The organism is Sulfurimonas sediminis, assembly GCF_014905115.1.
GTDB classification, from domain to species: Bacteria; Campylobacterota; Campylobacteria; order Campylobacterales; family Sulfurimonadaceae; genus Sulfurimonas; species Sulfurimonas sediminis.
Genome location: NZ_CP041235.1, coordinates 1,518,240 through 1,544,610 on the forward strand (window position 1 = coordinate 1,518,240; position 26,371 = coordinate 1,544,610).

At 35.8% G+C, this 26,371-nt stretch carries 30 protein-coding genes and 1 pseudogene; 24 read left to right on the forward strand and 7 right to left on the reverse strand.

What is annotated here, in order from left to right; translation table 11 throughout:
- Positions 1-128 precede the first annotated feature (128 nt).
- From FJR45_RS08160 to FJR45_RS08175, 4 genes are read right to left on the reverse strand one after another with little or no spacing between them, the layout of a single operon-like run.
- Complete coding sequence (locus FJR45_RS08160; protein WP_226966521.1) at positions 129-1,457, reverse strand: MATE family efflux transporter; 1,329 nt, start codon at positions 1,455-1,457, stop codon at positions 129-131.
- Positions 1,442-1,714: a hypothetical protein gene (locus FJR45_RS08165; RefSeq protein WP_193150099.1), complete on the reverse strand. Its 273-nt coding sequence runs from the start codon at positions 1,712-1,714 to the stop codon at positions 1,442-1,444. Before FJR45_RS08165 ends, FJR45_RS08160 begins: the two co-directional genes overlap by 16 nt.
- Positions 1,711-1,956 carry a hypothetical protein gene (locus FJR45_RS08170; RefSeq protein WP_193150100.1) on the reverse strand — a complete coding sequence of 82 codons (246 nt, stop codon included), beginning with the start codon at positions 1,954-1,956 and terminating at the stop codon, positions 1,711-1,713. The genes FJR45_RS08165 and FJR45_RS08170 overlap by 4 nt, the downstream gene beginning before the upstream one ends.
- Entirely contained in the window at positions 1,953-3,161 is a 1,209-nt protein-coding gene (locus tag FJR45_RS08175; RefSeq protein WP_193150101.1) for an MFS transporter, read from the reverse strand. Before FJR45_RS08175 ends, FJR45_RS08170 begins: the two co-directional genes overlap by 4 nt.
- A gap of 120 nt (positions 3,162-3,281) precedes the next feature.
- On the opposite strand from FJR45_RS08175, the gene FJR45_RS08180 reads away from it, so the two are divergent.
- The 20 genes from FJR45_RS08180 to FJR45_RS08265 all read left to right on the forward strand — a co-directional run bounded on the left by FJR45_RS08180 (position 3,282) and on the right by FJR45_RS08265 (position 20,833).
- Entirely contained in the window at positions 3,282-3,683 is a 402-nt protein-coding gene (locus FJR45_RS08180) for a flagellar protein FlaG (protein WP_193150102.1), read from the forward strand.
- A 163-nt stretch (positions 3,684-3,846) separates the two neighbouring features.
- Positions 3,847-5,070: an argininosuccinate synthase gene (locus FJR45_RS08185; RefSeq protein ID WP_193150103.1), complete on the forward strand. Its 1,224-nt coding sequence runs from the start codon at positions 3,847-3,849 to the stop codon at positions 5,068-5,070.
- A 15-nt stretch (positions 5,071-5,085) separates the two neighbouring features.
- The gene (locus FJR45_RS08190; protein ID WP_193150104.1) at positions 5,086-5,823 is read left to right on the forward strand and encodes a ferredoxin-thioredoxin reductase catalytic domain-containing protein; all 738 of its coding nucleotides are present in this window, start codon (positions 5,086-5,088) and stop codon (positions 5,821-5,823) included.
- 20 nt (positions 5,824-5,843) lie between these two features.
- Complete coding sequence (gene rplI, locus FJR45_RS08195) at positions 5,844-6,290, forward strand: 50S ribosomal protein L9 (protein WP_193150105.1); 447 nt, start codon at positions 5,844-5,846, stop codon at positions 6,288-6,290.
- A gap of 6 nt (positions 6,291-6,296) precedes the next feature.
- Positions 6,297-6,842, forward strand: a complete 546-nt coding sequence (gene hslV / locus FJR45_RS08200; protein WP_193150106.1) for an ATP-dependent protease subunit HslV — start codon at positions 6,297-6,299, stop codon at positions 6,840-6,842.
- Entirely contained in the window at positions 6,839-8,167 is a 1,329-nt protein-coding gene (gene hslU / locus FJR45_RS08205) for an ATP-dependent protease ATPase subunit HslU (RefSeq protein ID WP_193150107.1), read from the forward strand. The genes hslV and hslU overlap by 4 nt, the downstream gene beginning before the upstream one ends.
- Before the next feature lie 101 nt (positions 8,168-8,268).
- Positions 8,269-9,153, forward strand: a complete 885-nt coding sequence (era, locus tag FJR45_RS08210) for a GTPase Era (RefSeq protein WP_193150108.1) — start codon at positions 8,269-8,271, stop codon at positions 9,151-9,153.
- Positions 9,143-10,135 (forward strand): L,D-transpeptidase family protein, encoded by a 993-nt coding sequence (locus tag FJR45_RS08215; protein ID WP_193150109.1) that lies wholly within the window; start codon positions 9,143-9,145, stop codon positions 10,133-10,135. The genes era and FJR45_RS08215 overlap by 11 nt, the downstream gene beginning before the upstream one ends.
- Complete coding sequence (locus FJR45_RS08220) at positions 10,136-11,101, forward strand: M99 family carboxypeptidase catalytic domain-containing protein (protein ID WP_226966411.1); 966 nt, start codon at positions 10,136-10,138, stop codon at positions 11,099-11,101.
- A gap of 34 nt (positions 11,102-11,135) precedes the next feature.
- Entirely contained in the window at positions 11,136-11,378 is a 243-nt protein-coding gene (locus tag FJR45_RS12460) for a M99 family metallo-carboxypeptidase C-terminal domain-containing protein (protein ID WP_226966412.1), read from the forward strand.
- The gene (locus FJR45_RS12690) at positions 11,347-11,430 is read left to right on the forward strand and encodes a M99 family metallo-carboxypeptidase C-terminal domain-containing protein (RefSeq protein ID WP_488349774.1); all 84 of its coding nucleotides are present in this window, start codon (positions 11,347-11,349) and stop codon (positions 11,428-11,430) included. Before FJR45_RS12460 ends, FJR45_RS12690 begins: the two co-directional genes overlap by 32 nt.
- An 11-nt stretch (positions 11,431-11,441) precedes the next feature.
- Positions 11,442-12,977: a hypothetical protein gene (locus tag FJR45_RS08225; protein ID WP_193150110.1), complete on the forward strand. Its 1,536-nt coding sequence runs from the start codon at positions 11,442-11,444 to the stop codon at positions 12,975-12,977.
- Positions 12,974-13,606, forward strand: a complete 633-nt coding sequence (locus tag FJR45_RS08230; RefSeq protein ID WP_193150111.1) for a hypothetical protein — start codon at positions 12,974-12,976, stop codon at positions 13,604-13,606. Before FJR45_RS08225 ends, FJR45_RS08230 begins: the two co-directional genes overlap by 4 nt.
- On the forward strand, positions 13,606-14,052 hold the full coding sequence (locus tag FJR45_RS08235; RefSeq protein ID WP_193150112.1) for a hypothetical protein: 447 nt from the start codon (positions 13,606-13,608) through the stop codon (positions 14,050-14,052). Before FJR45_RS08230 ends, FJR45_RS08235 begins: the two co-directional genes overlap by 1 nt.
- Positions 14,053-14,061: 9 nt before the next feature.
- Entirely contained in the window at positions 14,062-15,702 is a 1,641-nt protein-coding gene (gene mshL / locus FJR45_RS08240; RefSeq protein WP_193150113.1) for a pilus (MSHA type) biogenesis protein MshL, read from the forward strand.
- A gap of 3 nt (positions 15,703-15,705) precedes the next feature.
- On the forward strand, positions 15,706-16,512 hold the full coding sequence (locus tag FJR45_RS08245) for an ATP-binding protein (RefSeq protein WP_193150114.1): 807 nt from the start codon (positions 15,706-15,708) through the stop codon (positions 16,510-16,512).
- A complete protein-coding gene (locus tag FJR45_RS08250) occupies positions 16,505-17,302 on the forward strand; it encodes a CDC27 family protein (protein ID WP_193150115.1) in 798 nt (265 codons plus the stop codon). The genes FJR45_RS08245 and FJR45_RS08250 overlap by 8 nt, the downstream gene beginning before the upstream one ends.
- The gene (locus FJR45_RS08255; RefSeq protein ID WP_193150116.1) at positions 17,299-17,844 is read left to right on the forward strand and encodes a hypothetical protein; all 546 of its coding nucleotides are present in this window, start codon (positions 17,299-17,301) and stop codon (positions 17,842-17,844) included. The genes FJR45_RS08250 and FJR45_RS08255 overlap by 4 nt, the downstream gene beginning before the upstream one ends.
- An 8-nt stretch (positions 17,845-17,852) precedes the next feature.
- Positions 17,853-19,589 carry a GspE/PulE family protein gene (locus FJR45_RS08260; RefSeq protein WP_193150117.1) on the forward strand — a complete coding sequence of 579 codons (1,737 nt, stop codon included), beginning with the start codon at positions 17,853-17,855 and terminating at the stop codon, positions 19,587-19,589.
- Entirely contained in the window at positions 19,586-20,833 is a 1,248-nt protein-coding gene (locus FJR45_RS08265) for a type II secretion system F family protein (RefSeq protein WP_193150118.1), read from the forward strand. Before FJR45_RS08260 ends, FJR45_RS08265 begins: the two co-directional genes overlap by 4 nt.
- On the opposite strand, the pseudogene FJR45_RS08270 reads toward FJR45_RS08265, so the two are convergent.
- A pseudogene (locus FJR45_RS08270) lies at positions 20,834-21,157 on the reverse strand (YigZ family protein); the annotation flags it as partial. It lies immediately after the preceding gene.
- 124 nt (positions 21,158-21,281) lie between these two features.
- On the opposite strand from FJR45_RS08270, the gene FJR45_RS08275 reads away from it, so the two are divergent.
- Together FJR45_RS08275 and FJR45_RS08280 are read left to right on the forward strand one after the other, a co-directional pair.
- Positions 21,282-22,880 (forward strand): IS1634 family transposase, encoded by a 1,599-nt coding sequence (locus FJR45_RS08275; protein WP_193150119.1) that lies wholly within the window; start codon positions 21,282-21,284, stop codon positions 22,878-22,880.
- A 43-nt stretch (positions 22,881-22,923) separates the two neighbouring features.
- The gene (locus tag FJR45_RS08280) at positions 22,924-23,226 is read left to right on the forward strand and encodes a type II secretion system F family protein (protein ID WP_430739307.1); all 303 of its coding nucleotides are present in this window, start codon (positions 22,924-22,926) and stop codon (positions 23,224-23,226) included.
- Here the strand turns inward: FJR45_RS08280 and FJR45_RS08285 are convergent, their stop codons facing one another.
- A complete protein-coding gene (locus FJR45_RS08285; RefSeq protein ID WP_193150120.1) occupies positions 23,227-23,805 on the reverse strand; it encodes an IMPACT family protein in 579 nt (192 codons plus the stop codon).
- A gap of 12 nt (positions 23,806-23,817) precedes the next feature.
- Entirely contained in the window at positions 23,818-24,528 is a 711-nt protein-coding gene (locus tag FJR45_RS08290) for a YebC/PmpR family DNA-binding transcriptional regulator (protein ID WP_193150121.1), read from the reverse strand.
- 73 nt (positions 24,529-24,601) lie between these two features.
- Between FJR45_RS08290 and FJR45_RS08295 the strand changes: the two genes are divergently transcribed.
- Both FJR45_RS08295 and FJR45_RS08300 read left to right on the forward strand, forming a co-directional pair.
- Positions 24,602-25,051 carry a hypothetical protein gene (locus FJR45_RS08295; protein ID WP_193150122.1) on the forward strand — a complete coding sequence of 150 codons (450 nt, stop codon included), beginning with the start codon at positions 24,602-24,604 and terminating at the stop codon, positions 25,049-25,051.
- A gap of 3 nt (positions 25,052-25,054) precedes the next feature.
- The gene (locus FJR45_RS08300; protein WP_193150123.1) at positions 25,055-26,320 is read left to right on the forward strand and encodes an O-acetylhomoserine aminocarboxypropyltransferase/cysteine synthase family protein; all 1,266 of its coding nucleotides are present in this window, start codon (positions 25,055-25,057) and stop codon (positions 26,318-26,320) included.
- The last annotated feature ends 51 nt before the right edge of the window (positions 26,321-26,371 follow it).

Genomic DNA, 26,371 nt, shown 5'->3' on the forward strand with positions numbered 1-26,371 from the left:
CAATAAGTTAAGCAGTTTTTTCGGAACGCGGACTTCAGTCCGGGTTAAGAGTGTCAAGACTATTGCAACAGCCGGCACTGAAGTACCGGTTCCGAAAAAGTCGCTAAACTCAATGGTATTGAATAGATTTATACTTTTGTATAAAGCCACTCTCTTTTAGAGTACAAGTACCGGTATATGATGCCTTTTATCAAAGTTTCTATATTCATAATAGCAAAAATCACAACAACTCCATAGCCCATATGATAAGCTATATAGGAAGGAATCACACGAAAAAGCCATAAAGAAGAGACATTGACTTTGAGGGTGGTTTTTGTGGCACCGGCTCCTCGAAGTGCTGCGGAATAAACAAACATAATTGCAAGCGGAATCTGTGCCAAGCCTACCAGTATCAGATACTTTGAAGCAACTGCAATCGTCAGAGCGTCTTTTGTAAAAAAACTGACAAGAAACTCCGGAAAAAGTATCATAATCAGCCCGACACTTCCCATAAATACATAAGCAATCCGTCCGGAAATTATCCCCATATTATAGGCTTTGTCAAAATCTTTTTTACCAATATTTTGCCCGACCAGTGCCATTGCGGCGATAGCAAAACCAAAACCGGGCATAAAGGCAATGCCCTCAACCCGGAGTCCTACCTGATAACCTGCAAGTTCTGCCGTTCCATACGCAGTGATGATGGAGACAAAAACCAAAAAACTCATACTCGATATACCACGGTCAAGCGCCGCACTCCAACCGACTTTTAGAACTCTTTTGACATCTTTGATTCGCACAATCGGGATAAAATCCAGGCTCGAATTCATCTTTTTTATAAATATATAGTAGGCAACAACATTAAATATATAAGAGATGACTGTCGCAATAGCCGCACCTTCTATGCCCCTGGCTTCAAATCCAAAATGCCCAAATATCAATACATAATTTAAAAAAGCATTCAAAGCAGCAGAAAAAAGTTTGATATACAAAGAACTTTTTGTATCTCCCGCGGCACTCAGAGCATTATAAAGCAGGTTGTCCAAAAATATCACGACAATGCCGAGTGATAAAACTTTAAAGTAGATACTGCCCTGCTCTACAACGGCAGGTGTTGCCCCCATCCAGCTGTAAAAATGCGTGCTGCCGAAATAACCCCCTATCGTGACAAAAAAAGCCAAAATTACGGCAAGAATGACAAGCGAAAAGAGAAGTGCCGAGGCTCTTTTTTTTCTGCCCTGCCCAATAAATCGAGATATAAGTGCATTGCCGCCTATGACATACAGCGTCATCAACACATTGATTATCATCATAAACTGCATACTCATACCGACAGCTGCAAGTGCCGCAACACTCACGGTTCCCACCATCAGCATATCTATAAGCACCTGTAAAATATCTACAAGGTGTTTGAGCGCTGCAGGAAAGGCAAGGGAGAGAACTTTTTTAGTATCCGGTGAAATTATTTTTGAAAAAATTGTGCTACCTCTTGCATCGTTTCTATCAGTGCCTCTTTTGTATCAAACTCCAAAACTTTTTTATCTCTTTGGTTTTCTCCCGGCGGTGTATAATCAAATACCAGCACATAGTTTATGAGTTTTACCTTATCACCGTATAAGTCAAACCATTCCAAACTCATTTCGGCAATTTCACTCTGCATATCAATGACAACTGCCCCATACAGACGTGTCAAATTCTCCAAACTGATCTCACCCTCTTTTGATTTGTAAATCATTCTTCTCCCTTGTCTAAACTTTTTTCCATTTCACCGTTTTTCATTTTCAAATATGCCAAAAATCCGAATATCGTGCCTGTTACAATAAAACCTGCACCAATCACATCCTCTTTTTGCACTGCCATTATTATCCAGCAGATATCGGCAAAAAGATAGACAATCACTGCCTGATAAATCTTTCCTTTATAGGTAAGATACGCACCAATGTTTAACAATAAGCCGCCAAGTATTGCAAAACTCATAATGAAATCTCTTTTATTTTTTGACTTTTAAGTACATATTTATAGTAAATAGCGCCAACAAAAAAACCGCTGCCAATTATAGCCGTAATTGCCTCTAAAGAAAATGAATGTGCTGCCAAAAAGCCAATCATATACGAAGTAAAAGCTGCCGAAGACAAAAACAGCATGTCATTATAGGCAACAATCCGTCCATAGTATTTTTTTTCTATATTTTTTTGCAAAAGCGTATAACTGTAAGACCATAAAGTCGTTGTAAAAAAACCGACAAGCACGCTCGCTGCCAAAGAAAGATAAAAATTATGCATCAAAAAAGCCCATATCCAGACAGCTGTTCCCTGGGCTATAAATACATAAACAAGCCTTGTGTTGTTAATCCATTTTCCAATATATACCGGACCGATGACAAGACCTACGGCACGAGCCGAGTGCAGTAGTCCAAGAGCCAGTGAAGCCGCGATAAAAGAGGCATAATACTCATCGACCATCAAGGCCACCAAAGCATCAAATGCTGTCAGTCCGACAAAAGAGTGGATAATCATCAGATGAAGAGCTTTTGGTGTTCTTTTGAGATAAACAAAAGTCTCCTGCATCATTCTAAAAATATTTTCTTCAATTTTCAGTATTTCTATTTTAATTTCTGTATAAAAGAGCAGCCAAAAAGCTATAAAAAACATCAATCCGTCAAGCAAAAAGGCCGTTTTTATACCAAACCAATAGACAACAAAACCGCTTACTGCCATTCCCAGTGTATATGAAAACGACCAGATAATAGAGTGCAGTTCATTAGCACGCTGCAATTTGCTCCCATGCAGGATTTTTGGCAAAAGTGACATCTCTGTCGTAAAATAGAATGAAGCTGCTGCCATTTTAAAAAATATCAGTACATACAAAAGCAACAAGTCCGAAACCTCTGTCACAAATATCAAAGAAACAGTAGCGACTATTTCCACTGTTATAAGCAGCAGCATTAGTTTCTTGGGATTCATCCTGTCTATAACAGGACCCGAATACGGAGCCTGTAAAACACCGGCAAAAAAGTTCAGCATTGCTACAAAACCGACAACAGAGGCGGATACATGTAACTCAATAAGCAGAGTATAAATAGCAACATTGGAAAACCAGGCCCCAAAATAAGAAATCAGCTGAATTGTCGAAAGCTGTCTTAATACTTTCTCTTCTTTGAGTAATTTTATATATTCTTTCATAAATGCAAGATTATCATAAATTTTTTAGGATAAACAAAAAAAATTCAAATATTTTCTAAAGTAATTAAACTATTAGTCGATTTTGTCATTAACAATTATACTTTATAAGAGGAGTATGTCATGGATGGCATTGCAAATGTTGCAAGACAGCAACAGTCACAGGTAGGTTCGGCAGAAATACAGGGAAGATCACAAAATCAGACACAGCAGGTACAGCAGACAGCACAGACAAGAACAAAACAGGCTGATGTTGTCAAAGAGATGCAAAATGACGCAACTGATAGTACAAAAAAGACAGATTCTCAAAAAGATGTTGAAAATCTGGTAGAGGAGCTCAATAATGCATTATCTCCACTCAATACAAGTATAAAATTTGGAGTAGACAAGAATGACATCTTTTATGTAGCAGCGATAGATACAAAAACAAATACCATTATTCGAAGATTTCCTGCAGAACAGGCACATGATTTTCTTCCAAAAATGCAAGAGGTCAGCGGAATTTTATTTGATTCCAAAGGGTAAAGTGTACTTCACAAAGTACTGCATTTACTCTTGAACCTTCTTTACATGTAAACACACCTTTACTAAGTTTTATTAAAACGAACAAATACAAAATTCATAAGCAACTTCTCACCTATTTTTCGTTATAATCGCGGTAATTATTTTATTATCAAAGGTTTTTTACATGAAAAAAAGTGTTAAAAAAGTTGTTTTGGCATACTCTGGCGGACTTGATACCAGTGTTATACTCAAATGGCTGCAAGACGAATACAAATGCGAAGTTGTTACTTTTACAGCAGATTTAGGACAAGGCGAAGAACTTGAACCTGCACGCGCAAAAGCACTTGAACTTGGCATCAAACCTGAGAATATTTTTATTGATGATTTACGCGAAGAGTTTGTAAGAGATTTTGTTTTCCCGATGTTTCGTGCCAATGCTATTTATGAGGGAGAATATCTTTTAGGGACATCCATTGCCCGTCCTTTGATTGCAAAACGTCAGGCAGAAATTGCAAAAATCACCGGTGCCGACGGTGTAGCTCATGGGGCAACAGGAAAAGGAAACGATCAGGTCCGTTTTGAAATGGGTTATTTAGGGCAAGATTCAACACTGACTATCATCGCTCCTTGGCGTGAATGGGACTTGAATTCTCGTGAAAAACTTTTGGCCTATGCGGCGGAGCATGGTATACAGATTGAGAAAAAAGGAAAAAAATCTCCTTACTCAATGGATGCCAACCTGCTGCATATCTCTTATGAAGGCGGGATTTTGGAAGACCCTGCAGCAGAACCGGAAGAGTCAATGTGGCTGTGGACAACTTCACCCCAAAAAGCACCAGATACTCCCGAATATATAGAAATCGAATACAAAAACGGTGACCCGATTGCACTCAACGGAGAAAAACTCTCACCGGCCACAATGCTACAGACACTCAACGAATATGGAAACAAACACGGAATTGGTCGTGTTGACATCGTTGAAAACCGTTTTGTCGGTATGAAAGCCCGCGGATGTTATGAAACTCCGGGCGGAACAATTATGCTTAAAGCTCACAGAGCAATAGAATCCATCACCCTTGACCGTGAAGCAGCACACCTTAAAGATGAAATGATGCCTCGTTATGCAAAACTCATTTATAACGGTTTTTGGTTTGCACCTGAGCGTGAAATGCTTCAAGCTGCCATCGATCAAACACAAAAATGGGTAGAAGGCACAGTACGATTAAAACTCTACAAAGGAAATGTTACAGTTGTGGGAAGAAATTCTGATGTCTCCCTTTTCAACCCTGAATATTCCACTTTTGAAGAAGATGAAGTTTACAATCAAAAAGATGCAGAAGGTTTTATAAAACTCAACGCATTACGTTTTATCATTGAAGGTAAAGCAAGAAACAAATTTAAAAAATAACTAAAGGAACGATAGATGAGTATAATAAAAATTGATATGAATTCACCGGAATTTCAGGCGGAACTTGAAAAAACAATCAAATTTACAGACAAGGTCAATGCACAGTTCGGTTGGGTCTACAACCCGCAAGAAGAAGTGAACGAAGGCGTACAGATGGGCCTTGCACGAAACAAAATGATGTACAAAAAAAGATTTTGTCCCTGTTTTATGGTTGAAGAAGTTGATGGAAAGCCAAGAAGTGTTGATGACAGAATCTGTCCTTGTAAACCTGCCATTGAAAAAGAGATTCCGGAGGGTGGAGTATGTCACTGTGGAATTTTCTGTACTCCTGAATTTGCTGAGAAAAAGCGTATTGAACTCGGTATGGAAGAGGCCGCACACAGTCACTCAAGAGGACTGACAAAAGAAGAGTGCGAAATACTTGTTAACAAAGACGAACTTGACGGAGATGAGCTTGTATCCCTTTTAGAAGCACGTGATCTTAAAATGGTTGATTTTAAGCTTGTAGATGTACGCGAGTACATGGAATGGCAGATGGGACACATTAAAGGTGCGGACAAACTGGTACCGACAAGTTCATTTTTTCAAACATGGGAAGAAACAAACTACGGTAAAAATGAAAACATCATACTCTACTGCCATGTAGGAAGCCGTTCTGCGCATGTTGCAAGAATTCTTACAGACAACGGTTATACAAAAATCGGAAACTTAACAAATGGTATTGTTGCCTATCCGGGTGAAATAGAAAGATAAAATAAAACTAGGAATAATCTATGAAAGTATTATTAATTAAAGATGTAAAAAGTTTAGGAAAAGCCGGTGAAGTCAAAGAGGTCAAACCGGGTTATGGTCAAAACTTTTTAATTAAAAAAGGTTTTGCCAAACCTGCAACACCTGAGATTATTGCTGAACATGAGGCAGAAATCAAAAGAAAAGAAGAAGAAGAAAAAGCTGAAATAGCAAGACTCAAACAGATTGCAGAAAAACTTGATAAACTCGAAGTTATCATTACTAAAAAAGTAGGTAACAATGGTCATCTTTTCGGAGCTATAACCAAAGAAGAAGTTGCCAATGCACTCAAAGAACAGCATAGCATAGAGATAGACAAAAAAGCTATTACCGACAAAGCCGTCATCAAAACAATCGGTGAGCATGACTTAGATTTAAAACTCGGCCATGGAATTCATGCAAAACTTCATGTCGATGTACAGGGAGAGTAAGAATTAATGTTTGATGCTACTACTATACTGGCCTACAAAGGCAAAAATAAAGCCGTTATCGGTGGTGATGGCCAAGTCACCTTTGGAGACAGCGTTTTAAAGGGCAATGCAACAAAAATTCGTACACTACACCATGGTAAAATCCTCGCAGGATTTGCCGGAAGTACTGCTGATGCTTTTAATCTGTTTGATATGTTTGAAGAATTTTTAGAAAATAAAAAAGGAGATTTACTCAAATCTGTTGTTGAGTTTTCTAAGGCTTGGAGAAAAGACAAAGTGCTGCGTCGTCTTGAGGCTATGATGATCGTTTTGAACAACGAGCACATATTTATTTTGACAGGAAACGGTGATGTGGTTGAGCCCGAAGACGGACAAATTGCTTCTATAGGAAGCGGAGGCAACTTTGCCATTTCGGCTGCACGTGCATTAAAAAAGCACGCTTCATTGGATGAAGAGGAACTTGTCAAAGAGTCTTTACATGTAGCGGCAGATCTTTGTATATACACCAATCATAATATCAAAACATTGATACTAGATGGAGAAAAAGAGTGAATTTAACACCAAAAGAAATTGTAGAATATCTAGACAACTATGTCATTGCTCAAAAAGATGCAAAAAAAACCATTGCACTTGCTTTGCGAACGCGCTACAGACGTATGCAACTTGATGATGAGCTTAAAAATGAAATCACTCCGAAAAATATTTTAATGATTGGTTCAACCGGTGTCGGAAAAACAGAAATATCACGCCGTTTGGCTAAAATGATGAAAGTACCGTTTATAAAAGTTGAAGCAAGCAAATATACAGAAGTGGGTTTTGTCGGTCGTGATGTAGAATCTATGATTCGTGATCTGGTTGTAAATGCTATCAGCATTGTCAAAGCGGAACAAGAAGAAGCAAACAAAGACAAAATAGAAAACTACATCATCAATAAAATCACAGAAAAACTGCTCCCTCCCCTTCCTGCCGGTGCGAGTGATAGCAAAAAAGATGATTATCAACGCCTCTTGGAAGCTATGGAAAAACGTATAGAATCCGGTGAAATGGATGATAAAGTCATAGAACTTGAAATAGAAAAACTCAATATCGAATTTAATGATACAAATTTGCCGCCGGAAATGGCGAAAGTGCAAGAGAGTTTTTCCAAAGTCTTTGCCACGATTAACAAAGAAGACAACAAAAAAGAGGTAACAGTTAAAGATGCCAAAATGCTCCTTCGTCAAGAAGCGACCAACAAACTTCTTGACATGACAAGAGTAAACGCAGAGGCATTGAGACGGGCAGAAAACGGAGGGATTATTTTTCTTGATGAGATAGATAAAATTGCACTCAGTGAAAAAAGTCAGGGACGCAATGATCCTTCAAAAGAAGGAGTCCAGAGAGACCTCTTGCCTATCGTAGAAGGAAGCAGCGTTTCAACAAAATACGGAACAATCAATACCGACCATATTCTCTTCATTGCAGCCGGTGCTTTTCATGTAAGCAAACCAAGTGATTTGATTCCTGAACTGCAAGGAAGATTTCCTTTGCGTGTTGAACTCGAAGCATTGACAGAAGAAACACTCTATCAAATTTTAACAAAAACACAGAACTCTTTACTTAAGCAATACCAAGCACTATTAGGTGTCGAAGGAATGAAGTTAACATTTGAAGATGAAGCGGTAAGAGCTATCGCAAAACTTGCACACCGTGCCAATGAAACGGCTGAAGATATCGGTGCAAGACGCCTGCATACTGTGTTGGAGCGGATACTTGAAGATATCAGTTTCAATGCAGATGAGTATAAAGGCAAAGAGTTTGTCGTCACAGCAAAACTTGTGCATGAAAAACTCGATAACGCCGTAGAAGATGAAGATTTATCAAGATATATACTATAATAGTCCCGTAAAGGAACAAAGTCCCTTTACTCCGCTTACGCCGCTGAGGCGACTGAAGGCAGACACTTGTGTCTGTAGAAAATAATTGACAAGGTTTATAAATGACTAAAGCTGGTTTCGTTTCCTTGATTGGACGTCCGAATGCAGGTAAAAGCACCCTAATGAATTCCCTTTTGGGCGAAAAAATTGCAATGGTAAGTCAAAAAGCCAATGCAACAAGAAAGCGTTCAAATGCAATCGTTATGCATGAAAATGCACAGATTATTTTTGTTGACACACCCGGTTTGCATGAAAAAGAAAAAATGCTCAATCAGTTTATGCTTGATGAAGCCCTTAAAGCCATGGGTGATTGTGATTTAATCGTCTATCTTGCACCGGTGACTGACTCAACTGAGCATTATGAAAGATTTTTAAAAATCAATAACGGACGGGTAAAGCATATTATTGTTTTAAGCAAAATAGATCAGGTTTCGCAAGAAAAGCTTTTTAAATCCATTAGTGCCTATAATAAATATGCTGATCACTTTGAAGCACTTATTCCCGTAGCCATTCCTCGTAAGGTAGGTCATAAAGATTTATTGGATACTATTGCAAAAAACCTGCCGAAATCTCCTTATCTGTATGACCCTGAGGATTTGACAAGTGAACTCGTGCGTGATATATATGCAGGATTTATTCGTGAAGCTATTTTTGAAAACATCAGTGATGAAGTCCCTTACGAATCGGATGTCATTATTGACTCTATCGAAGAAGAAACAGGCATTGACAGAATTTATGCCACTATAATTATAGAAAAAGAGTCTCAAAAAGGAATCATTATCGGAAAAGGCGGTGAAGCCGTCAAACGCATAGGAAAATCTGCCCGAGAGAAAATCGAAAGACTCAGTGGGAAAAAAGCCTATTTGAACCTTCAGGTAACCGTTAAAAAAGGCTGGACAAAAGACAAAAACTTCCTTAAAGAGATAGGATATGACCATGGGCAATAGATTTTACTTTTTCGTTATAAGTATTATCTGTACACTTTGTTTTTCAACTGCTGCACTTGCTTCAAATCATGACATTTTAACAAACTATCGACTGCATGGCATTAAAAATATTCAAAAGGAGTTGGATAAAAGCCTTGGCGATAAAAATTATTGGCAGGAGTTTCTCAAAAACAAAGATACCCAATTTGGCTATATTGAATCCTATACAAATATTTTACTGTGTGACAAATCGAAATCAGAACTGTTAATTTACTCCAGAGACCAGAACAACACCTATAAGCTACGAAAAGAGTACAGTGCTTTTACAGGAAAATTCAAAGGAGACAAAACAAAAGAAGGCGACCTTAAAACACCTGTTGGAGTTTATGATATTGTAAAAAAACTGTCAAAAGTTGACTCTTTTTACGGTCCAATGGCATTTGTGACTTCCTATCCGAACCTGTATGACAGGTACAAAGGCAAAACAGGACAGGGTATCTGGATCCACGGACTGCCAAGCAATCAGGAAAGAGACGAATTTACAAAAGGGTGTATTGCCATCAATAACAAAAGCATAGAATGTCTTAATAAAAATATTGATATCAAAAAAACAATATTGATTATAAAAGAAAAGACAAACAGCAGAAATACTGTATCAAAAGAGACCTTGGCACTGCTTTTATCTAATCTGTATGCATGGCGTTATTCCTGGCTTTATAATAATCTCGAAGATTATCTTCACTTCTATGCAGAGGAATTTAAAAGATTTGACGGTATGAATCTTGAAAAATTCAAACAGTACAAGCAAAGAGTTTTTAGCAAAAATGAAAATAAAATCATACTGTTTCGCGATATAAATATCATTGCATATCCCAATATTGAAAACCTGTATAAGATAACCTTTAACGAAGAGTACAAATCCGACAGCTTCTCTTTTCATGGAAAAAAGATATTGATTGTACGCTTACAAAACAATCAATTTAGCATTATAACAGAGAAATAAATGCCTCTGATTTTCAATATATGCCTGGCACTTCTTTTTTCATCTGTTCTCAATGCAAATATTCAGCTCATTAAAAAAGAAAACAGTGACTCAAACACTACCCTTTTAGTTATAGGCGGAATTCACGGTAATGAACCTGGCGGATATTTTGCAGCTTCAATACTGGCCACACACTACACTGTAACATCTAAGAATTTATGGATTATTCCGAACTTGAACAAAGAAAGTATTATGGCTAACAAACGTGGCATTCATGGTGATATGAATCGTAAGTTTTCACATATCAAAAAAGATGACAAAGACAGAGAAATCATCAAAGAAGTCAAAAAAATAATACTTTCAAAAAAAGTTTCTTTAGTCTTAAATTTACACGACGGACATGGTTTTTACCGCAAGCAGAACCAGGGCAGTATATTTAATCCGAATGCCTGGGGACAGACCTGTGTTATTGACCAATGCCAACTCCAGCAAAAACAGCTTTTTGGTGATTTAAACACTATTGCAGAAACAGTCAAAAACAATATCAATAAAAAACTCCTGAAAAAACATCACAGTTTCAATGTAAAAAACACCAATACAAAGTATGAAGATGAGGCAATGCAGCTTTCTCTTACCTACTTTGCTGTTACAAATGACAAGCCGGCATTTGCCATCGAGACAAGTAAAAATCTCTCCAGTTTGTCCCAAAAAGTCTTTTATCAACTCCTGGCAATCGAAGAGTATATGAAAATAATGGGGATCTCCTACAAACGCGACTTTGCATTAAATGCAGCACAAATCACGAATATAATAAAAAACTATGGAACATTAGTAATAAATCACAATATTTTGTTAAATTTGAATGATATAAAAAACTCTTTAAGCTATATTCCGATAAAATCAAAAAGTAATGAGTTTTATTTCTCCCATCCATTGGGAGACGTGAAAAGAAAAAAAGGCAGATATTTGATATATATTTGGGAATAAGTTAGTAACTACACTTAAACCCCAATACTTTAAAATGTCGGATTATTGTCCCGAAAAATACAAAATTGTTATAGACAATAACGAAGTTTCTTTGCCAAAAGCTTCAGAATTTTATGTAAGTGACGATTTTAAAATCGTCAAGAGTAAAAAACACCGTGTGAATGTTATAGGTTATTACAAAAAAGACAGAGTAGATGAGAGTCAGATAAACATATCTTTAAAACAGTTAAACAAACACTATTCAGTTGATAACAATAACAAAAACATACAGGATTGAGTTTTACAAAAATGATGAATTTTGTTCCATGTTATTGGTTCATTTTAAATAGGATTATAGTTAATGAATACATCAACACAGCACTCTTTTTCAAGTGTATTATCAATTAATCCATACAAAGAGACATACTTTAGTGGAATATCGAGTTTCATCACAGAAACAACAAGTCCAAAATTTTCAAAAGACCAGTTTGTAATTTCATATATCAGTACAAAAGAATTTATAAATGCCCAGATTGCAATCAGTAAAAATATTCCCGAGGAAGATCTGTTTGATGCTATCAGCAACAAAGCATATGATGAACTGGCCCTTGATCAGGCAGTTGAGTATAAAATTCGCTACATTGAGTCATTTGACACATTAGATGAAGAAAACAGATATTTTCATGTCTTTATTGTAGACCCTTTGGATATAACCAATACTTTTATAAAAATTGTTGAAAAAGTAAAATATATTGATGTCATTATTCCTTCGCCTCTTTTAATCAAATCACTTTATACAAAAGAGCTCATCGACAGTAACGGTGTACACTGTTTTATATACATTCAGGAAAATGATGCATTTTTGACTATTTACGGCAACAAAGAATTTGTTTATACCAAATCTTTAAAATATTCTCTTGTAGAAATGCATGAGCGTTTTTGTGAACTGTATGGTGAAAGAATTGAATATAACGAATTTATACGCTTTTTTTCAAAAGAAAATCTTAAAGAAACTACAAGTGATTACAAAGAATTTTTTATTCGTCTTTATAAAGAATTGTTTGCAAACATCAATGATATTCTCACCTATGCAAAAAGAGCATTTGATATTGAAAAATTCGAACATGTATATATAGGAGCACAACTTCCGACTGTAACAAAACTTTATGAAATGCTGGAAGTTGAGTTAAATATAAAGTCAAGTGAATTTGAATTTGATTACGGTTTTGAGACTGAAAATGAATATGTTGATCAACTGCATGCACTTATGCATATTTACACAACACTGCCAAAAGATGAAATATATGAATGTAATTTTACTGATTACAGACGACCGCCGAAATTCATCAAACGAGAAAGCGGCAAACTTATAATTTTAATATTTGCCTCCTTTGCTCTTGCATTTGCATACCCTATAACATATTGGATACTCACGTATGCACAGACTCTGCAAGAAGATCTGCTCAAACAAGAATACAAAGAGATTCATAATATCAAAATAACCAGAGAGGCAACTATTAAAAACAGGAAAGCAGACAAAGAAAAATCATTGAAACTGCTTGCCAAAGAAAAAACAGAATATTCTGAGAAAAAAAACACTCTTATGAAAATTCATGAAGTAAAAGTTGATTATCCTATGAAAGCAAAACTTTTAACAATGTTCACTAAAAACTTAAACAAGTATGGTGTAAAGATTGAAGAAGCAAAATATACAGAAGATAATAAAACAAAAATACTGACTTTTTATTTAGTTGCCAACAATGACAGAAAGATTACGCAACTCGTTGAATATCTCACTAAGATTTATGAAGGAAAATACAAGTTTATCCTTGAAGAGATTGTCTTTGATGAAAAAACAAATAAATATTTCAGTGAATTAAAGGTGCGTATATTATGAAAATAAATCTTGAAGACTATCTCCATAGAATAGATGCAGCTTTTAAAAACAAAACCCAAAAAGACATCTATATGACTTACCTTATGGTTGTCGGTATCATTTTTGCCTTTGCATACCTTCTGTTCTGGGACAGTTCATTTGACAAATTCACACAGACAAGGGCCAGTGTACAAAATCTCCAGACAAAGATAAATGCCGATAAAACATTTCTGCAGCATAACCCTGAAACGAAAATTCTACAGCTTGAAAAAGAAATTAGAAACATAAATAATGAAATAGTTGTCATAAAAGACACAAACTCTTATATAAAAAGTAAAATTGAAACTATTTCATCTTTAATATATGATGAACGGGCATGGGGTGAATATCTTGATTCCATAGCAACCAATGCACAAAAATACAATGTCAAACTGCTTACCCTGACAAATAAATATGCAAAAAATGAGAGTTCTTTTGGTCATATACTCGATATTACAATTGAATCAACTGCGAATTACAAAAACACCTTGAAGTTTATCAATTCGCTAGAGCAGAGTGAACTGGTCGTTGATATACACAACTTTGATATAAAAGCTGATCAAGCGCTGATTTCTGATTTAAATATATCTGTATGGGGGATTACATACTAATGAAAAAATTCTATTTGATTTTAATGCTCCTTCTGACATCGCAACTTTTTTCCAACAATCTGGCATGGGTTGATGAGCAGATTGAAGCGATTAAACCACCAAGAATCGGAGTTTCTGAAAAAGAAATTTCAAGGATAAAAGATCCTTTTATTTTTTTACACAAGAAAAATGATTCAAAAAAACACAAAACAGGCAAAAAAACAGTATTTGGTGCACATGCAAACTACAAAAAAGTTACGCGACACAGTACTGTGCATTTCAGGCTTGATGCCATCTTAAACAAATCAGCAATGATTAATGGAAAATGGTATAAACAGGGTAAATATATTTATGGTTATAAACTGGCTAAAGTTGGTAGAAATTCTGTTCTATTAGTTCGAAAAAATAAAAAACTTCTGCTTTCAACAAAAAGTAAAAGTAAAAAAATAAAAATCTATAATAAGTAGGGATCTCAAATGAAATTTATACAAACATCGGTTTATGCAACAATAATCACCGCGATGCTTTCAACAACTAGCTTTGCAGATTGTTCTTATGAACTTTTTAGTATCAGTTCTGCAAAAAATACTAAAATCATTGACTTTGTAGAACAATTGAGTGATGAATGTGGTTTCAGTATCATAGTAACAGATCCTCATGCTGAGAAATTCCTAAAAACAAAGCTGAATAAAACAAACTTAAAGAATTTAACGATTGATGAAGTGTTGGATATTATATTGACACAGCATAATCTTTCCTATACGCTTGACAACAACCTTCTAAAAATATCTTATTTAACAACAAAAGTTTTTAACATAGACTATATACTCTCACAAAGAAAAAGCACAGGCAGTACAGATGTCACACTCAGTTCTTCTTCAAATGCACAACAACAGGGAGGAGGAGTTGGCGGTGGCGGCGGCAGATCTGCCAATTCTCAAAGAGGCGCCGGTGGGAACTCAGGAACCGGTGGAGGCAATTCTACATCAGATACAGGTGTGAAAATCGAAAGTTCTGATGAAGTTAAATTTTGGGAGCAACTCGATACAGAGTTTCAGAGTATTCTCAACCGTCCAAATGACATATACAAAGCAACACCTCCAATCATAAACAAAAATGCAGGGCTGATAACTGTAACAGCTACAGATAAACAGCTCAAGCGTTTTGAAAGTTATCTAAAAAAACTGCAGGACAAGGTAAAACTCCAGGTACTGATTGATGTACAACTGCTCTCCGTTACCATGAGTAAGGGAAAAACAACAGGTATAGACTGGAAACAGCTGTATGCTTTGCAAAATGTCAAACTCTCTGCAAGTACAGCAAACTATAACAATATCGGTACGACAATACCTGCCAATGGAATTATTACAGATACTGCTGCGACAGGCGCGGGTGCATCACAACTTTTTACTATGAGTGCCGGTGGACAACTGACAGAAGTTATCAAATTTTTAAAAACACAGGGAGATGTTACTTCCATATCGAATCCGAAAGTTCTTACTTTAAACAACCAACCGGCACTTATTACAGCAGGGACAGAGTATTTTTATAAAATACTCTCATCAACCAACCAACAGGGAACAGGCGGCGGAGTTGCTGCTACAACCCAAACCGATTTGGTAAACTCTGTCTTTGCCGGTGTTCTTCTAACAATTACTCCGGAAATTTCTGACGACAAAACAATTACTCTGAGAATAAACCCCTCTCTTTCAGAAACAACAACAGATATCTCCCAAACACCAAATACAGGAAGAGATATGCCGCCGGATTTAAACCGCCGTCAGCTCTCTTCTGTTGTAACAGTAAAAGACGGTAACAGAATTATTTTAGGCGGACTTATAAATTCCAAAAACACAAATAATTCAAATCAGGTTCCAATTTTAGGCAGTATTCCCTTCCTGGGTAATTTATTTAAACATGAAGAGATGGTAAAAACAGTTGAAGAACTTGTCATAATTATAGAACCGCATATTATCCATAAAGAAAAAGATTCAATCTCTTTAAGTGATTTAGGCTATGAGGGACTGAGCGATGAATTACTTACACTTGAAATGGCTTCAAAAAAGAAAAAAGAGATAAAACTGAATCAAACTGATGATAGGGAAGAAGGTAAATAATCTATGGACAGTATCTTTGCAAAGTCAAAAAATGTTTTCTTAGATACAGTCAATGCCAAGGACTATATACAGTTAGACAGAGTTTCTACAATCTATAAATCCTTAAAAGACTCTATATCCAAACCATTGAAGATGGTCCTTCTTTTTGGAAAACCGGGAACCGGAAAAAGTATGTTTCTGAGTAAACTCTATGATGATTTAGCGCAAGAGTGCGATATCTATCTTTATGAAACACCTATTTTAGATGAAACAGAATTTTATAAAGTCCTCGCTCAGGATATTTTCAACATCCGATATAATGACACCTTAAACTTAACGCAGTTTATGAAAATTGTAAAAGAGAGAGCTGTTGAAAAGGCACCAATTGTTTTGCTTGATGAAGCACAACTCTATTCTGAAGTTTTAATGGAAAAAATAAGACTTTTATCAGATACAAGATGTATTAAATTCGTTATAACTCTGCATAAAACAGAAAAAGAAGATCTCATCGCAAAAGAGCATTTTCAAACAAGAATCTGGGAAACTTTTGAACTTGAAAATGCATCAAAAGCAGAACTCAAGATTTATATACAAAAAAAACTTATGAAGGCAAACTGTTTTGATACAGCAAATATGTTTCACACCAAAACAGTAAACAATATTTACAAACTTACACAGGGAAATTACAGAGATACCAATAAACTGCTTTATACTCTTTTTGACATCTATCACACCTATGAACAGAGTAACCATTACCCCTTAAGTACCACACATATTCCAAACAAATTTGTTGAAATGGCTGCCATACACACAGGACTTATCAATGCTTAATATTCGTGATTTGGAAAAACGTTGGAAAATCTATAAAATAAAATCATTTTTACCTTACGTCATTGTCAGTATTGTTTTATTCGCGATTATTCCGGCTGTTTACTACTTTTATACAACCAACACTAAAGCTGTATCACAAAAAAAGCCTGCTACCGCAAAAAAAACAGTTCCAAAACCAATTCTTCCACCAAAAAACAAACCGGCAGCAGTAAAAGTCAAGCCGGTGAAAATACAGCCAAAACCAGCACAACCTAAAACAGTTGTCACAGACAAAACAAAAGAGACATCTTTCCAAACACTCAAGCCATCAATGAATTTTATGAAAAACATTCAACACGAAGTGAGACAACCACAATACAGATATAAACAGACAAAGCAAAAGCATTTCAAAGAAAGAAAAATTACAGAGGCTGTTCAAGATATCTCAGTCAAATTGCCTTCAATAAAAAAAGAGAAAAAAATCACTATCACTATCCAAAGAAAAGAGACCCAAAATGATATTTTTGAAATTATCAAGCGTTTTAAAAAGAACAAGAACCCTGCTTTGAGTCTTTTTGTTGCAAAAAAATATTATGAACTTGGAAACTACAAGCAGGCATATAATTATGCACTGATTACAAATCAGATCAATTCCAATATTGAGGCAAGCTGGATTGTTTTTGCAAAATCTCTTATGCAGCTTCACCAAAAAAACAAAGCAATCCATACACTGCAGGAATATATAAAAGTTTCACACTCAAGTAATGCCGAAATTCTCTTAAATGAAATCAAATCAGGAAAATTCAGATGAAATTACTACTGCTAGTCATAGTTACATGTAACCTTTATGCCTATAATATAAAACAAAATTTATTTACTTTATATCAAAATAAAAAATATGAAGAGGTCTGCACCATAGGTTTTAACAATTTTCAAAGATATAAAAAAGATGAAGAGTTTGTCAGTTTATATGCATTTGGCTGTTTACATTCAGACTATATAGACAGATTGTCAATACCGATAACAATGTTGAAATTTTCAAAAGAAGCTCGTGCAAACTCAGCCTATTTTGCAGTTATTATGATGCAAAAGAAACTTTTATACCATGCCCTTATCGATGGATATGAATTGTCCCAATATGTTTTACCCTCAACAGATTATATATTGTCAAAAGTCTTTGACTTATATGTACAACTGGGGAAACATAAACCCAGAACCTTTTATCTGTTCAATGATCCGACAGATAAAAAACTAAGCTATAAACTCTATATTTCAAAAGATGAGAGAATAAGCAAGATGATTATTGAAGAATATTATGATACAATAATTTTAAAACGTCACATATACTGGTAGGAGTTATTGTGGATAGAATAACAACTGATTTACTTGCCAACGGCTCAATTATGAAAGGCCAGGTTGACAGGCTTCTGGCAAAAGGAATTAGTGAAAATTTAATTCTCAGAGACATCACACTTTCCGGCTTCATGACTATGGATCGTCTTATAAGATTTATTGTGCAACAAATAAGAGAAGGCGTTTATGACCTCTCTATTATAGACAATTATGATTATATAGAAGAAAAAGCAGTCCTGCAAAGACTTGCAAAAGAGCTGAATCTTCTTTTTGTTGATCTTGATTCCATTGATATGGATTATAATCTTATTGAAAAAGCTCCTCTTAACCAACTTGAAAAACACAATGCTATTCCTGTCTCACAGGATGATCTGAGTGTTACTGTCGCTTTTAGTGATCCATTAAACATGGATGCGCAAGAAGCTGTCCAACGACTCTTTCCAAGAAAAGTTCTTAAAATTGCTTTGGCAACAAAAAAACAGATTGTCTCCTATCTTTATAAAATCAGTCTCAAAGACAGTATTAAAGATCTGGTCAAAAAAATACGGGAAGAACTGAACTCTATCAGTTCTATTGAAGAGCAACAAGAAGCCTCCTCTATTTTACAACTCATAGATGTTGTTTTAAAAACATGTATTAATGCACGGGCAAGTGATGTCCATATCGAACCTACTGAAAAAAACTGTGTGGTTCGTGGACGTGTTGACGGAAAACTCACAGAAATGTTTATTTTCGAAAAAGACATCTATCCGCCTCTGGCATCAAGGCTCAAACTGCTTGCAAATTTGGATATAGCTGAAAAAAGAAAGCCGCAAGATGGTCGTTTTTCTACTTTAGTTGGGGCAAGAGAGTATGATTTTCGTATATCGACACTGCCTATTCTTTATGGCGAATCAATTGTTATGCGTGTTTTAGACAAACAAAAAGCGCTTGTAAAACTGGAAGATGCAGGAATGGACTCCAGCAGCTATCAAAAACTGCTCAAGGGGCTTAAAACTCCTTATGGAATTATTTTAGTTACCGGACCTACGGGAAGCGGTAAAACGACTACTTTATATGGTGCATTAAATGAGCTGAGAAATGTTGAAGACAAGGTTATTACTGTTGAAGACCCTGTAGAGTACAGAATGAATCTTATTCAACAGGTACAGGTAAATGCAAAAGTAGGTCTGAGTTTTGCCGATGCACTCAGGTCAATTTTAAGACAAGATCCAGATAAAATCATGATTGGTGAAATTCGAGACCAGGAAACTCTCGAAATTGCCATAAAAGCAGCACTTACCGGACACATGGTCATCTCTACACTGCATACAAATGATGCAATCAGTGCAATACCCAGAATGGCAGACATGGGAATAGAACACTACCTCATCAGTGGTGCACTTGTAGCCATTCAGGCACAAAGACTTGTACGAAAGATATGCAGACACTGTAAAACAGAAGACACACTTTCGGCATCCGTTTTGGAAGAGATAGACGGAGTTGTGCCCGAGGGGACAATCTTTTACAAAGGCAGAGGCTGTAAAGAGTGTTCAGATACAGGCTATATGGGAAGAGAAATGATTTGTGAAGTACTTAACATTTCAGAAGAACTCTCTTCTTTGATTGCCAAAGGTGCATCAAAAGAACAGATGCTTGAACAGGCAAAAAAAGAGGGATTTGTCGGACTCTTTCAAAATGGTATTCAAAAAGCAATTGACGGAATAACCAGCATAGAAGAGATATTAAAGGTAGCCAAGGGATGAAGTATTTTATAGCAACTGTTTTGACAAAAGGAAAAAAAGAGGAGATTGGACTCTATGCTGAAAACAAAAAAGAAGCAAACAGTTATGCCAAACTAAAATTTTCCGGTATCATCATCAAGGTTTCAGAAGCCCAGGAGCCTCTGGAAGTACAACTTAAAAGATTTAAAACAAATTTTTTATCAAATATAAAAAAAAGAAAAATCAAACCTGATGCCCTTATTGCCACTATACGACAGCTGGCTGTTATGACAAATGCCGGTATTTCCATCCATGACTCTCTGACAGAGATAGCAAATGCAACAACAGACGAAGCCCTTAAGAGTGTTTTTTCAAAAATTGCAGAAGATATTAATGCAGGACACTCCATTTCATCTGCCATGCAAAACTTCCGGTATGAACTTGGAAACCTTACAATTGCGATGGTTGAACTCGGAGAAAAGACAGGTAATCTCGATGAAGCCTTATACTCTTTGGCAAATATGCTTGAAGAGATACGGGCCAATGTTGTAAAGTTTAAAAAAGCGATGGCTTATCCGAGAAATGTCATGATTGCCATGGCTATAGCGTTTACAGTTTTAATATCCTACGTTGTCCCTCAGTTCAAAGCTATATTTGAGGAACTTCATGCCGAACTGCCTCTGCCGACAGTTATTCTTTTGAAACTTGAATATATTTTCAATAACTTCGGTCCCTATGTTTTAGCCGGATTAGCTGTAGCATTTCTGATATTCAAATATCTTATCAACAATTATGAACATATACGATACGGTTGGCATAAATTTTTACTGAGAGTGTATCTCATAAAAAATATTATTAAATTTGCAACTTTAAGTAGATTCACCCTTGTATTTTCTGAACTTATTCGAGCCGGAATTCCTATAGCCGAAGCTCTTGATACCGCCACAGCAATGGTAGACAACCTTCCCCTCAAAAGAAAACTTCAATCAGTCATCAGCACTGTAGAAAAGGGAGGAACACTGAATAAAGGACTTGAAGAAACAGGACTTTTTGAAAATATGATTATTCAGATGATTCGTGCAGGAGAAGACAGTGGTACTCTTGATACAATGATTAAAAAAGTTGCAGAATACTATAAGATGCGATTTGATGCGATTATTGACGGCTTAAGTGAAGCCATAGAACCTATTATGCTCCTGATAATAGCTTCTATGGTTATATTACTGGCACTTGGTATCTTCTTACCAATGTGGGATATGGGAAATGCGGTGCAGGGAAGAAGATAGCTACACCGCAGTAACAGTTACTACTCTGGCGGTTTTAGAAAGAAAATTTTTCATATTTTCTTCACTTGCTGTAATTATATATGATACTTTTGTATCAAATTCTTTGTGTGCTATCACAATGTCAGATACCTGACACTCATACTCGACAAAGCGCACATCACTGTAATCAAAAACAATTTTTTGCGTCAACTCTTTTTTATACTCATACAGCTCTGCTTTTTCAATGACTAAATTCACAGCATCACTGTATGCTCTGACCAATCCGCCCGTTCCTAACTTTGTACCGCCAAAATAGCGTACGACAATCACAGCAGTATTGATAAGTTTCCTGAATTCCACGAATTCAAAAAAATTAAAAGAAGACCACCTATACATCCCTAAAACAGGGAGGCTGTGTTGTAAAAGTGGGTGGCACAAACTTTAAGAGATATTTTTTTATAATACCTTTATGTATATCAGAAAAAAGAAAAATACAAGTGGTTCAATAAGTATCCAGATTATAAAAAAGATAAAGGGTAAATCTAAAGTAATTGAGAGTATAGGATGCTCAAAAGATCCAGATAAAATAGAAAGACTTTTAAAAAAAGCTCATAAACGAATAAAAGAGTTAGAGCCTACACTATTTGATAGTGTAAAGCAAGAGGAACAAAAACTAAAATTTTTGCCAATATCAAATGAACAAGTAATACCCATAGGTGATGAGTTATTTTTTGGTGCGATATTTGACAGGATTTTCAATAAAAAAACTATTTTTCAATCAGTTTATAAAGCAAATGATAAACATGAGCTTTTTAAAGCACTTGTTATCTCAAGAATACTCTACCCAGGCAGTAAACTTTATCTGAGTGATTATCTTTTTTATTTTAAAAAGAAAGAGATTAGTGATGAAGCGATATACCGATTGGTAGATAGTCTCTATAAAGATGAAGTAAAACAAAGAATTGAAGAAGCTGTATATAAAGATACACTTGCAAAAGTAGGTGGTAAAATAGCAGTATGCTTTTATGATGTAACAACTCTGTTTTTTGAAAGTGAAAGTGAAGATGATTTAAGACGCATAGGCTTTTCCAAAGAGGGCAAATTGGCTCGTCCTCAAATACAACTTGGACTATTTACAACCTTACAAGGCTATCCACTCTCCTATGAGGTGTATCACGGTAAAAAATATGAAGGGCACACACTTCTTGAAGCACTACTAAACTTTCAAAAGAAATTTAAACTTAAAAACAAACCTATTGTAGTAGCAGACAGAGGAATGCTCAATGATGCAAATATTGCTTTTTTAGAAAATAATGGATACAAATATATACTCGGTGCAAAAATTAAAATGTTACCAAGTGGTATCAAAGATAAAATTATAAATCTGACGTTTATTGATGATAACGTAACCCATGAAATAAATATCCACAAAACCATAACATATAAACAAGATAAACAAAAACATTCTCTTGATATATCCCAAAGGCTCATCCTGACATATTCATCACAAAGAGCGAAAAAAGACAAATACCTAAGAGAAAAAGCTTTAGATAAACTCAAAGCAAAAATAGAGTATTCAACAAACCTGACCAAAAACGATTTAAAACTCTCCCATTATGCAAAATATTTGGATATTGTAGATGACTGTAAGGTGGAGTTTAGACTCAATCATAATAAAGTTTTACAAGATAGTAAGCTTGATGGACTAAAAGGGTATTTAACAAACGATACTACACTTTCCCATAAAGATATAATAGAACATTACCAAAATCTCTGGCATATTGAAAAAGCTTTTAGAATCTCAAAAACAGATTTGCAAATACGACCAATACATCATAGGTTAGAACACCGTATAAAGGCTCATATCCTCATTAGCTTTGTAGCTTATGCCATATATAAAGAGTTTGAAATAAAAACAAGAGAGATTAAAAAAGAGTATCAAATATCATATAAAATTTTACGAGATTTAATTAAACATGTATTTGCTATAAAGTTCGATGATGGTGAGATATTTCCCATTAAGCTATCAGAAGTCCAGCAAAAGTTTTATGATGCTTTACATAGCTAAATTTTAAAATATTTTAAGGTTACTCAAAAGTGGGTGGCAAATCGTGGAAAACAGGAGCACTGTAGAAAAGGGAGGAACACTGAATAAAGGACTTGAAGAAACAGGACTTTTTGAAAATATGATTATTCAGATGATTCGTGCAGGAGAAGACAGTGGTACTCTTGATACAATGATTAAAAAAGTTGCAGAATACTATAAGATGCGATTTGATGCGATTATTGACGGCTTAAGTGAAGCCATAGAACCTATTATGCTCCTGATAATAGCTTCTATGGTTATATTACTGGCACTTGGTATCTTCTTACCAATGTGGGATATGGGAAATGCGGTGCAGGGAAGAAGATAGCTACACCGCAGTAACAGTTACTACTCTGGCGGTTTTAGAAAGAAAATTTTTCATATTTTCTTCACTTGCTGTAATTATATATGATACTTTTGTATCAAATTCTTTGTGTGCTATCACAATGTCAGATACCTGACACTCATACTCGACAAAGCGCACATCACTGTAATCAAAAACAATTTTTTGCGTCAACTCTTTTTTATACTCATACAGCTCTGCTTTTTCAATGACTAAATTCACAGCATCACTGTATGCTCTGACCAATCCGCCCGTTCCTAACTTTGTACCGCCAAAATAGCGTACGACAATCACAGCAGTATTGATAAGTTTCTGTCCTTGCAAAACCATCAGGGAGGGTTTTCCCGATGTTCCCGAAGGTTCACCGTCATCACTTGAGTGTTCCACTATTTGTTCATACTCATTCAGGTACCTGTACGCCGTTACAAAATGCCGTGCTTTAGGATGTTCTTCTTTTAGTTTATGAAGCAGTGTTTCATATTTGTCGTATGGCACCAGGCAGGCAATAAACTTTGACTGCTTCACTTCAAGAGTATTTGCATACTCTTCTTTTATATAGTACATGTAAAGTACATTTTACGCTAAATTGGTATAAACTTTTTGAACATCCTCATCATCTTCAAGTCTTTCTAAAATCTTATCAACATCAGCCTGTTCTTCTTCACTTATTTGTATAGGCGTATTTGCAATTCGCTCAAGTGTTGCTTTTGTAATTTCTACACCCATTTTTTCCAGTGCTTCATTCATCGTACCAAAACTTGTATAGTCAGCTGTCACTAAAACAACTCCGTCTTCTGTCTCTATCTCTTCAAGTCCTGCATCTATAAGTTCAAGTTCCAACTCTTCTATATCCATATCTTCTGAAAGTGGAAACTCAAAAAGAGCCTTACGCGAAAACATAAATTCCAAAGAACCGTTTGTCAGCATCTCTCCGCCGTTTTTATTTAAAATACTTTTGACATTTGCGACTGTTCTTGTGTTATTGTCAGTGGCACACTCAATAAAAAGCAGTACCCCGTGAGGTGCTTTTCCCTCAAAGTTTACCTCTTTCATATCGGCACTGTCTTTGGCAGTCGCTCTTTTTATAGCTGCATCAATGTTGTCTTTTGGCATATTTTCAGCTTTTGCATTTAAAATTGCAGTTCTGAGCTTTGCATTCATATCGGGATCTGTTCCGCCCTCTTTTGCCGCCATTGTGATAACTTTTCCAAGTTTTGGGAACAATTTGGACATTGCTCCCCATCTTTTTAATTTTGATGCTTTTCTATATTCAAACGCTCTACCCATAAAAAAATTCCTTATTCCGATTATTTTTGAAATTATACCATTTTCAATGTATAATACGGTAGAAGGAACACCTATGAGGCTCAGTTTTAGATTAAAACATCATTTTTTCAGTGCTTTTCGTGAACTCTTTGTACATCATCACGGTTCATTGGAATTTCGTGCAAAAATTTTTTCCCTGATAATCGCAGCCAATAAAGAAGCAACAGTAGAAAGCTATATCCTTATAAAAAATATTGGACTCGATCTCTACAAAGAAGATACCGACAGAGCAAACCTTCTGATGCTTTCAACAAAAGAACTTGTAAAAAAAGTACAGGACAACAATGGTCTAAATATTGATGCACTTGTTTTAAACATACAAAAAGAGTTGAAAATAATTCCCAGATATGCACATAAAATAGACATTGACTCACTTCGCAGGCTGCTCCGGTATACTTATGATACGGATACTTTGGCCTACCAGGAAAATATTTTAGAATTTTTACAAAAAATTAAAGATGAAACACTAAACAACAAAGGATAAACTGTGGATATACAAACATTGGCACTCCATGCCGGATATGAAAAAGACTCGCAAGGAACTATGGCGGTTCCGATTTATCAAACAACGGCCTATGAGTTTCGTGATGTAGAGCATGCTGCGAATCTTTTTTCATTAAAAGAACTCGGCAATATATACACACGTCTCAACAATCCCACAACGGATGTTTTTGAAAAACGTTTTGCAGCACTTGAAGATGGTGAAGCAGCCATTGCCACAGCAAGCGGTATGAGTGCAATCTTTTTTGCAATTGCCAATGCAGCCCAGGCAGGAGACAATATTATCTGTGCCAAACAGCTTTATGGAGGCAGCTTGACGCTTAGCACACATACACTCAAACGCTTTGGCATAGAAGCCAGATTTTTTGATGTGCATCAAGCAAAACAGATAGAAGCACTTATTGACGAAAATACAAAAATAATCTTTTTTGAATCATTGACAAATCCAAGTATTGATGTAGCAGATATAGAAGCAATTACCTCCATTGCAGACAAACATAATATTTTAACTGTTGTTGACAATACAGTTGCAACACCTGCTTTGTGCCGTCCATTTGAGTTTGGAGCAGATATTACTGTACACAGTGCCAGTAAATATACTACAGGTCAGGGGCTTGCCATAGGCGGCATCATGGTTGAAAGAAAAAATCTGACAGAAAAACTCAAAGACAATCCGAGGTATGCTCATTTTAATGAGCCTGATGCTTCGTACCACGGACTTGTCTACACAGATGTCGGGCTTCCTCCCTACACGCTTCGTGCCCGCCTTTCCCTTTTGCGTGATTTGGGGGCTGTTGTCTCTCCGTTTAATTCATGGCTCTTTATTCAAGGAATCGAGACACTCCCTTTACGCATGAAAGAACATTCAAAAAATGCACTTTTACTGGCAGAATTTTTAGAATCACATCCAAAGGTAAAAAAAGTAAACTACCCTGGTTTAAAAAGTAATCCAAACTACAAAAATGCCCAAAAATACTTTCAAGACGGTTTTTGCAGTGGACTGCTCAGTTTTGAGGTTGAAAATTTTGATGAAGCAACAAAAATTGTCAATGCCACAAAACTCTATTCTCTTGTTGTCAATATCGGTGATTCAAAATCGATTATTACACACCCTGCTTCGACAACGCACCAGCAGCTCTCACATGAAGAGCTGGTTGCCTGTGGTGTTCCTGAAGGCCTGATTAGAATTTCTTGTGGTTTGGAGAGTCCAAAAGATTTAATTGAGGATATGAAACAGGCACTTGAAGCATAATTAAGACTCTTTTGCTAAAATACTGTTACTAATTTTCGGAGAGCAATCACC

Bases quoted from the DNA above. Each gene is read 5' to 3' on its own strand.
- FJR45_RS08165 (WP_193150099.1), bottom strand. From the start codon at position 1,714: ATGATTTACAAATCAAAAGAGGGTGAGATCAGTTTGGAGAATTTGACA.
- FJR45_RS08170 (WP_193150100.1), bottom strand. From the start codon at position 1,956: ATGAGTTTTGCAATACTTGGCGGCTTATTGTTAAACATTGGTGCGTAT.
- FJR45_RS08175 (WP_193150101.1), bottom strand. From the start codon at position 3,161: ATGAAAGAATATATAAAATTACTCAAAGAAGAGAAAGTATTAAGACAG.
- FJR45_RS08180 (WP_193150102.1), top strand. From the start codon at position 3,282: ATGGATGGCATTGCAAATGTTGCAAGACAGCAACAGTCACAGGTAGGT.
- FJR45_RS08185 (WP_193150103.1), top strand. From the start codon at position 3,847: ATGAAAAAAAGTGTTAAAAAAGTTGTTTTGGCATACTCTGGCGGACTT.
- FJR45_RS08190 (WP_193150104.1), top strand. From the start codon at position 5,086: ATGAGTATAATAAAAATTGATATGAATTCACCGGAATTTCAGGCGGAA.
- rplI (WP_193150105.1), top strand. From the start codon at position 5,844: ATGAAAGTATTATTAATTAAAGATGTAAAAAGTTTAGGAAAAGCCGGT.
- hslV (WP_193150106.1), top strand. From the start codon at position 6,297: ATGTTTGATGCTACTACTATACTGGCCTACAAAGGCAAAAATAAAGCC.
- era (WP_193150108.1), top strand. From the start codon at position 8,269: ATGACTAAAGCTGGTTTCGTTTCCTTGATTGGACGTCCGAATGCAGGT.
- FJR45_RS08215 (WP_193150109.1), top strand. From the start codon at position 9,143: ATGGGCAATAGATTTTACTTTTTCGTTATAAGTATTATCTGTACACTT.
- FJR45_RS08220 (WP_226966411.1), top strand. From the start codon at position 10,136: ATGCCTCTGATTTTCAATATATGCCTGGCACTTCTTTTTTCATCTGTT.
- FJR45_RS12460 (WP_226966412.1), top strand. From the start codon at position 11,136: ATGTCGGATTATTGTCCCGAAAAATACAAAATTGTTATAGACAATAAC.
- FJR45_RS08225 (WP_193150110.1), top strand. From the start codon at position 11,442: ATGAATACATCAACACAGCACTCTTTTTCAAGTGTATTATCAATTAAT.
- FJR45_RS08230 (WP_193150111.1), top strand. From the start codon at position 12,974: ATGAAAATAAATCTTGAAGACTATCTCCATAGAATAGATGCAGCTTTT.
- FJR45_RS08235 (WP_193150112.1), top strand. From the start codon at position 13,606: ATGAAAAAATTCTATTTGATTTTAATGCTCCTTCTGACATCGCAACTT.
- mshL (WP_193150113.1), top strand. From the start codon at position 14,062: ATGAAATTTATACAAACATCGGTTTATGCAACAATAATCACCGCGATG.
- FJR45_RS08245 (WP_193150114.1), top strand. From the start codon at position 15,706: ATGGACAGTATCTTTGCAAAGTCAAAAAATGTTTTCTTAGATACAGTC.
- FJR45_RS08250 (WP_193150115.1), top strand. From the start codon at position 16,505: ATGCTTAATATTCGTGATTTGGAAAAACGTTGGAAAATCTATAAAATA.
- FJR45_RS08255 (WP_193150116.1), top strand. From the start codon at position 17,299: ATGAAATTACTACTGCTAGTCATAGTTACATGTAACCTTTATGCCTAT.
- FJR45_RS08265 (WP_193150118.1), top strand. From the start codon at position 19,586: ATGAAGTATTTTATAGCAACTGTTTTGACAAAAGGAAAAAAAGAGGAG.
- FJR45_RS08275 (WP_193150119.1), top strand. From the start codon at position 21,282: ATGTATATCAGAAAAAAGAAAAATACAAGTGGTTCAATAAGTATCCAG.
- FJR45_RS08285 (WP_193150120.1), bottom strand. From the start codon at position 23,805: ATGTACTATATAAAAGAAGAGTATGCAAATACTCTTGAAGTGAAGCAG.
- FJR45_RS08290 (WP_193150121.1), bottom strand. From the start codon at position 24,528: ATGGGTAGAGCGTTTGAATATAGAAAAGCATCAAAATTAAAAAGATGG.
- FJR45_RS08295 (WP_193150122.1), top strand. From the start codon at position 24,602: ATGAGGCTCAGTTTTAGATTAAAACATCATTTTTTCAGTGCTTTTCGT.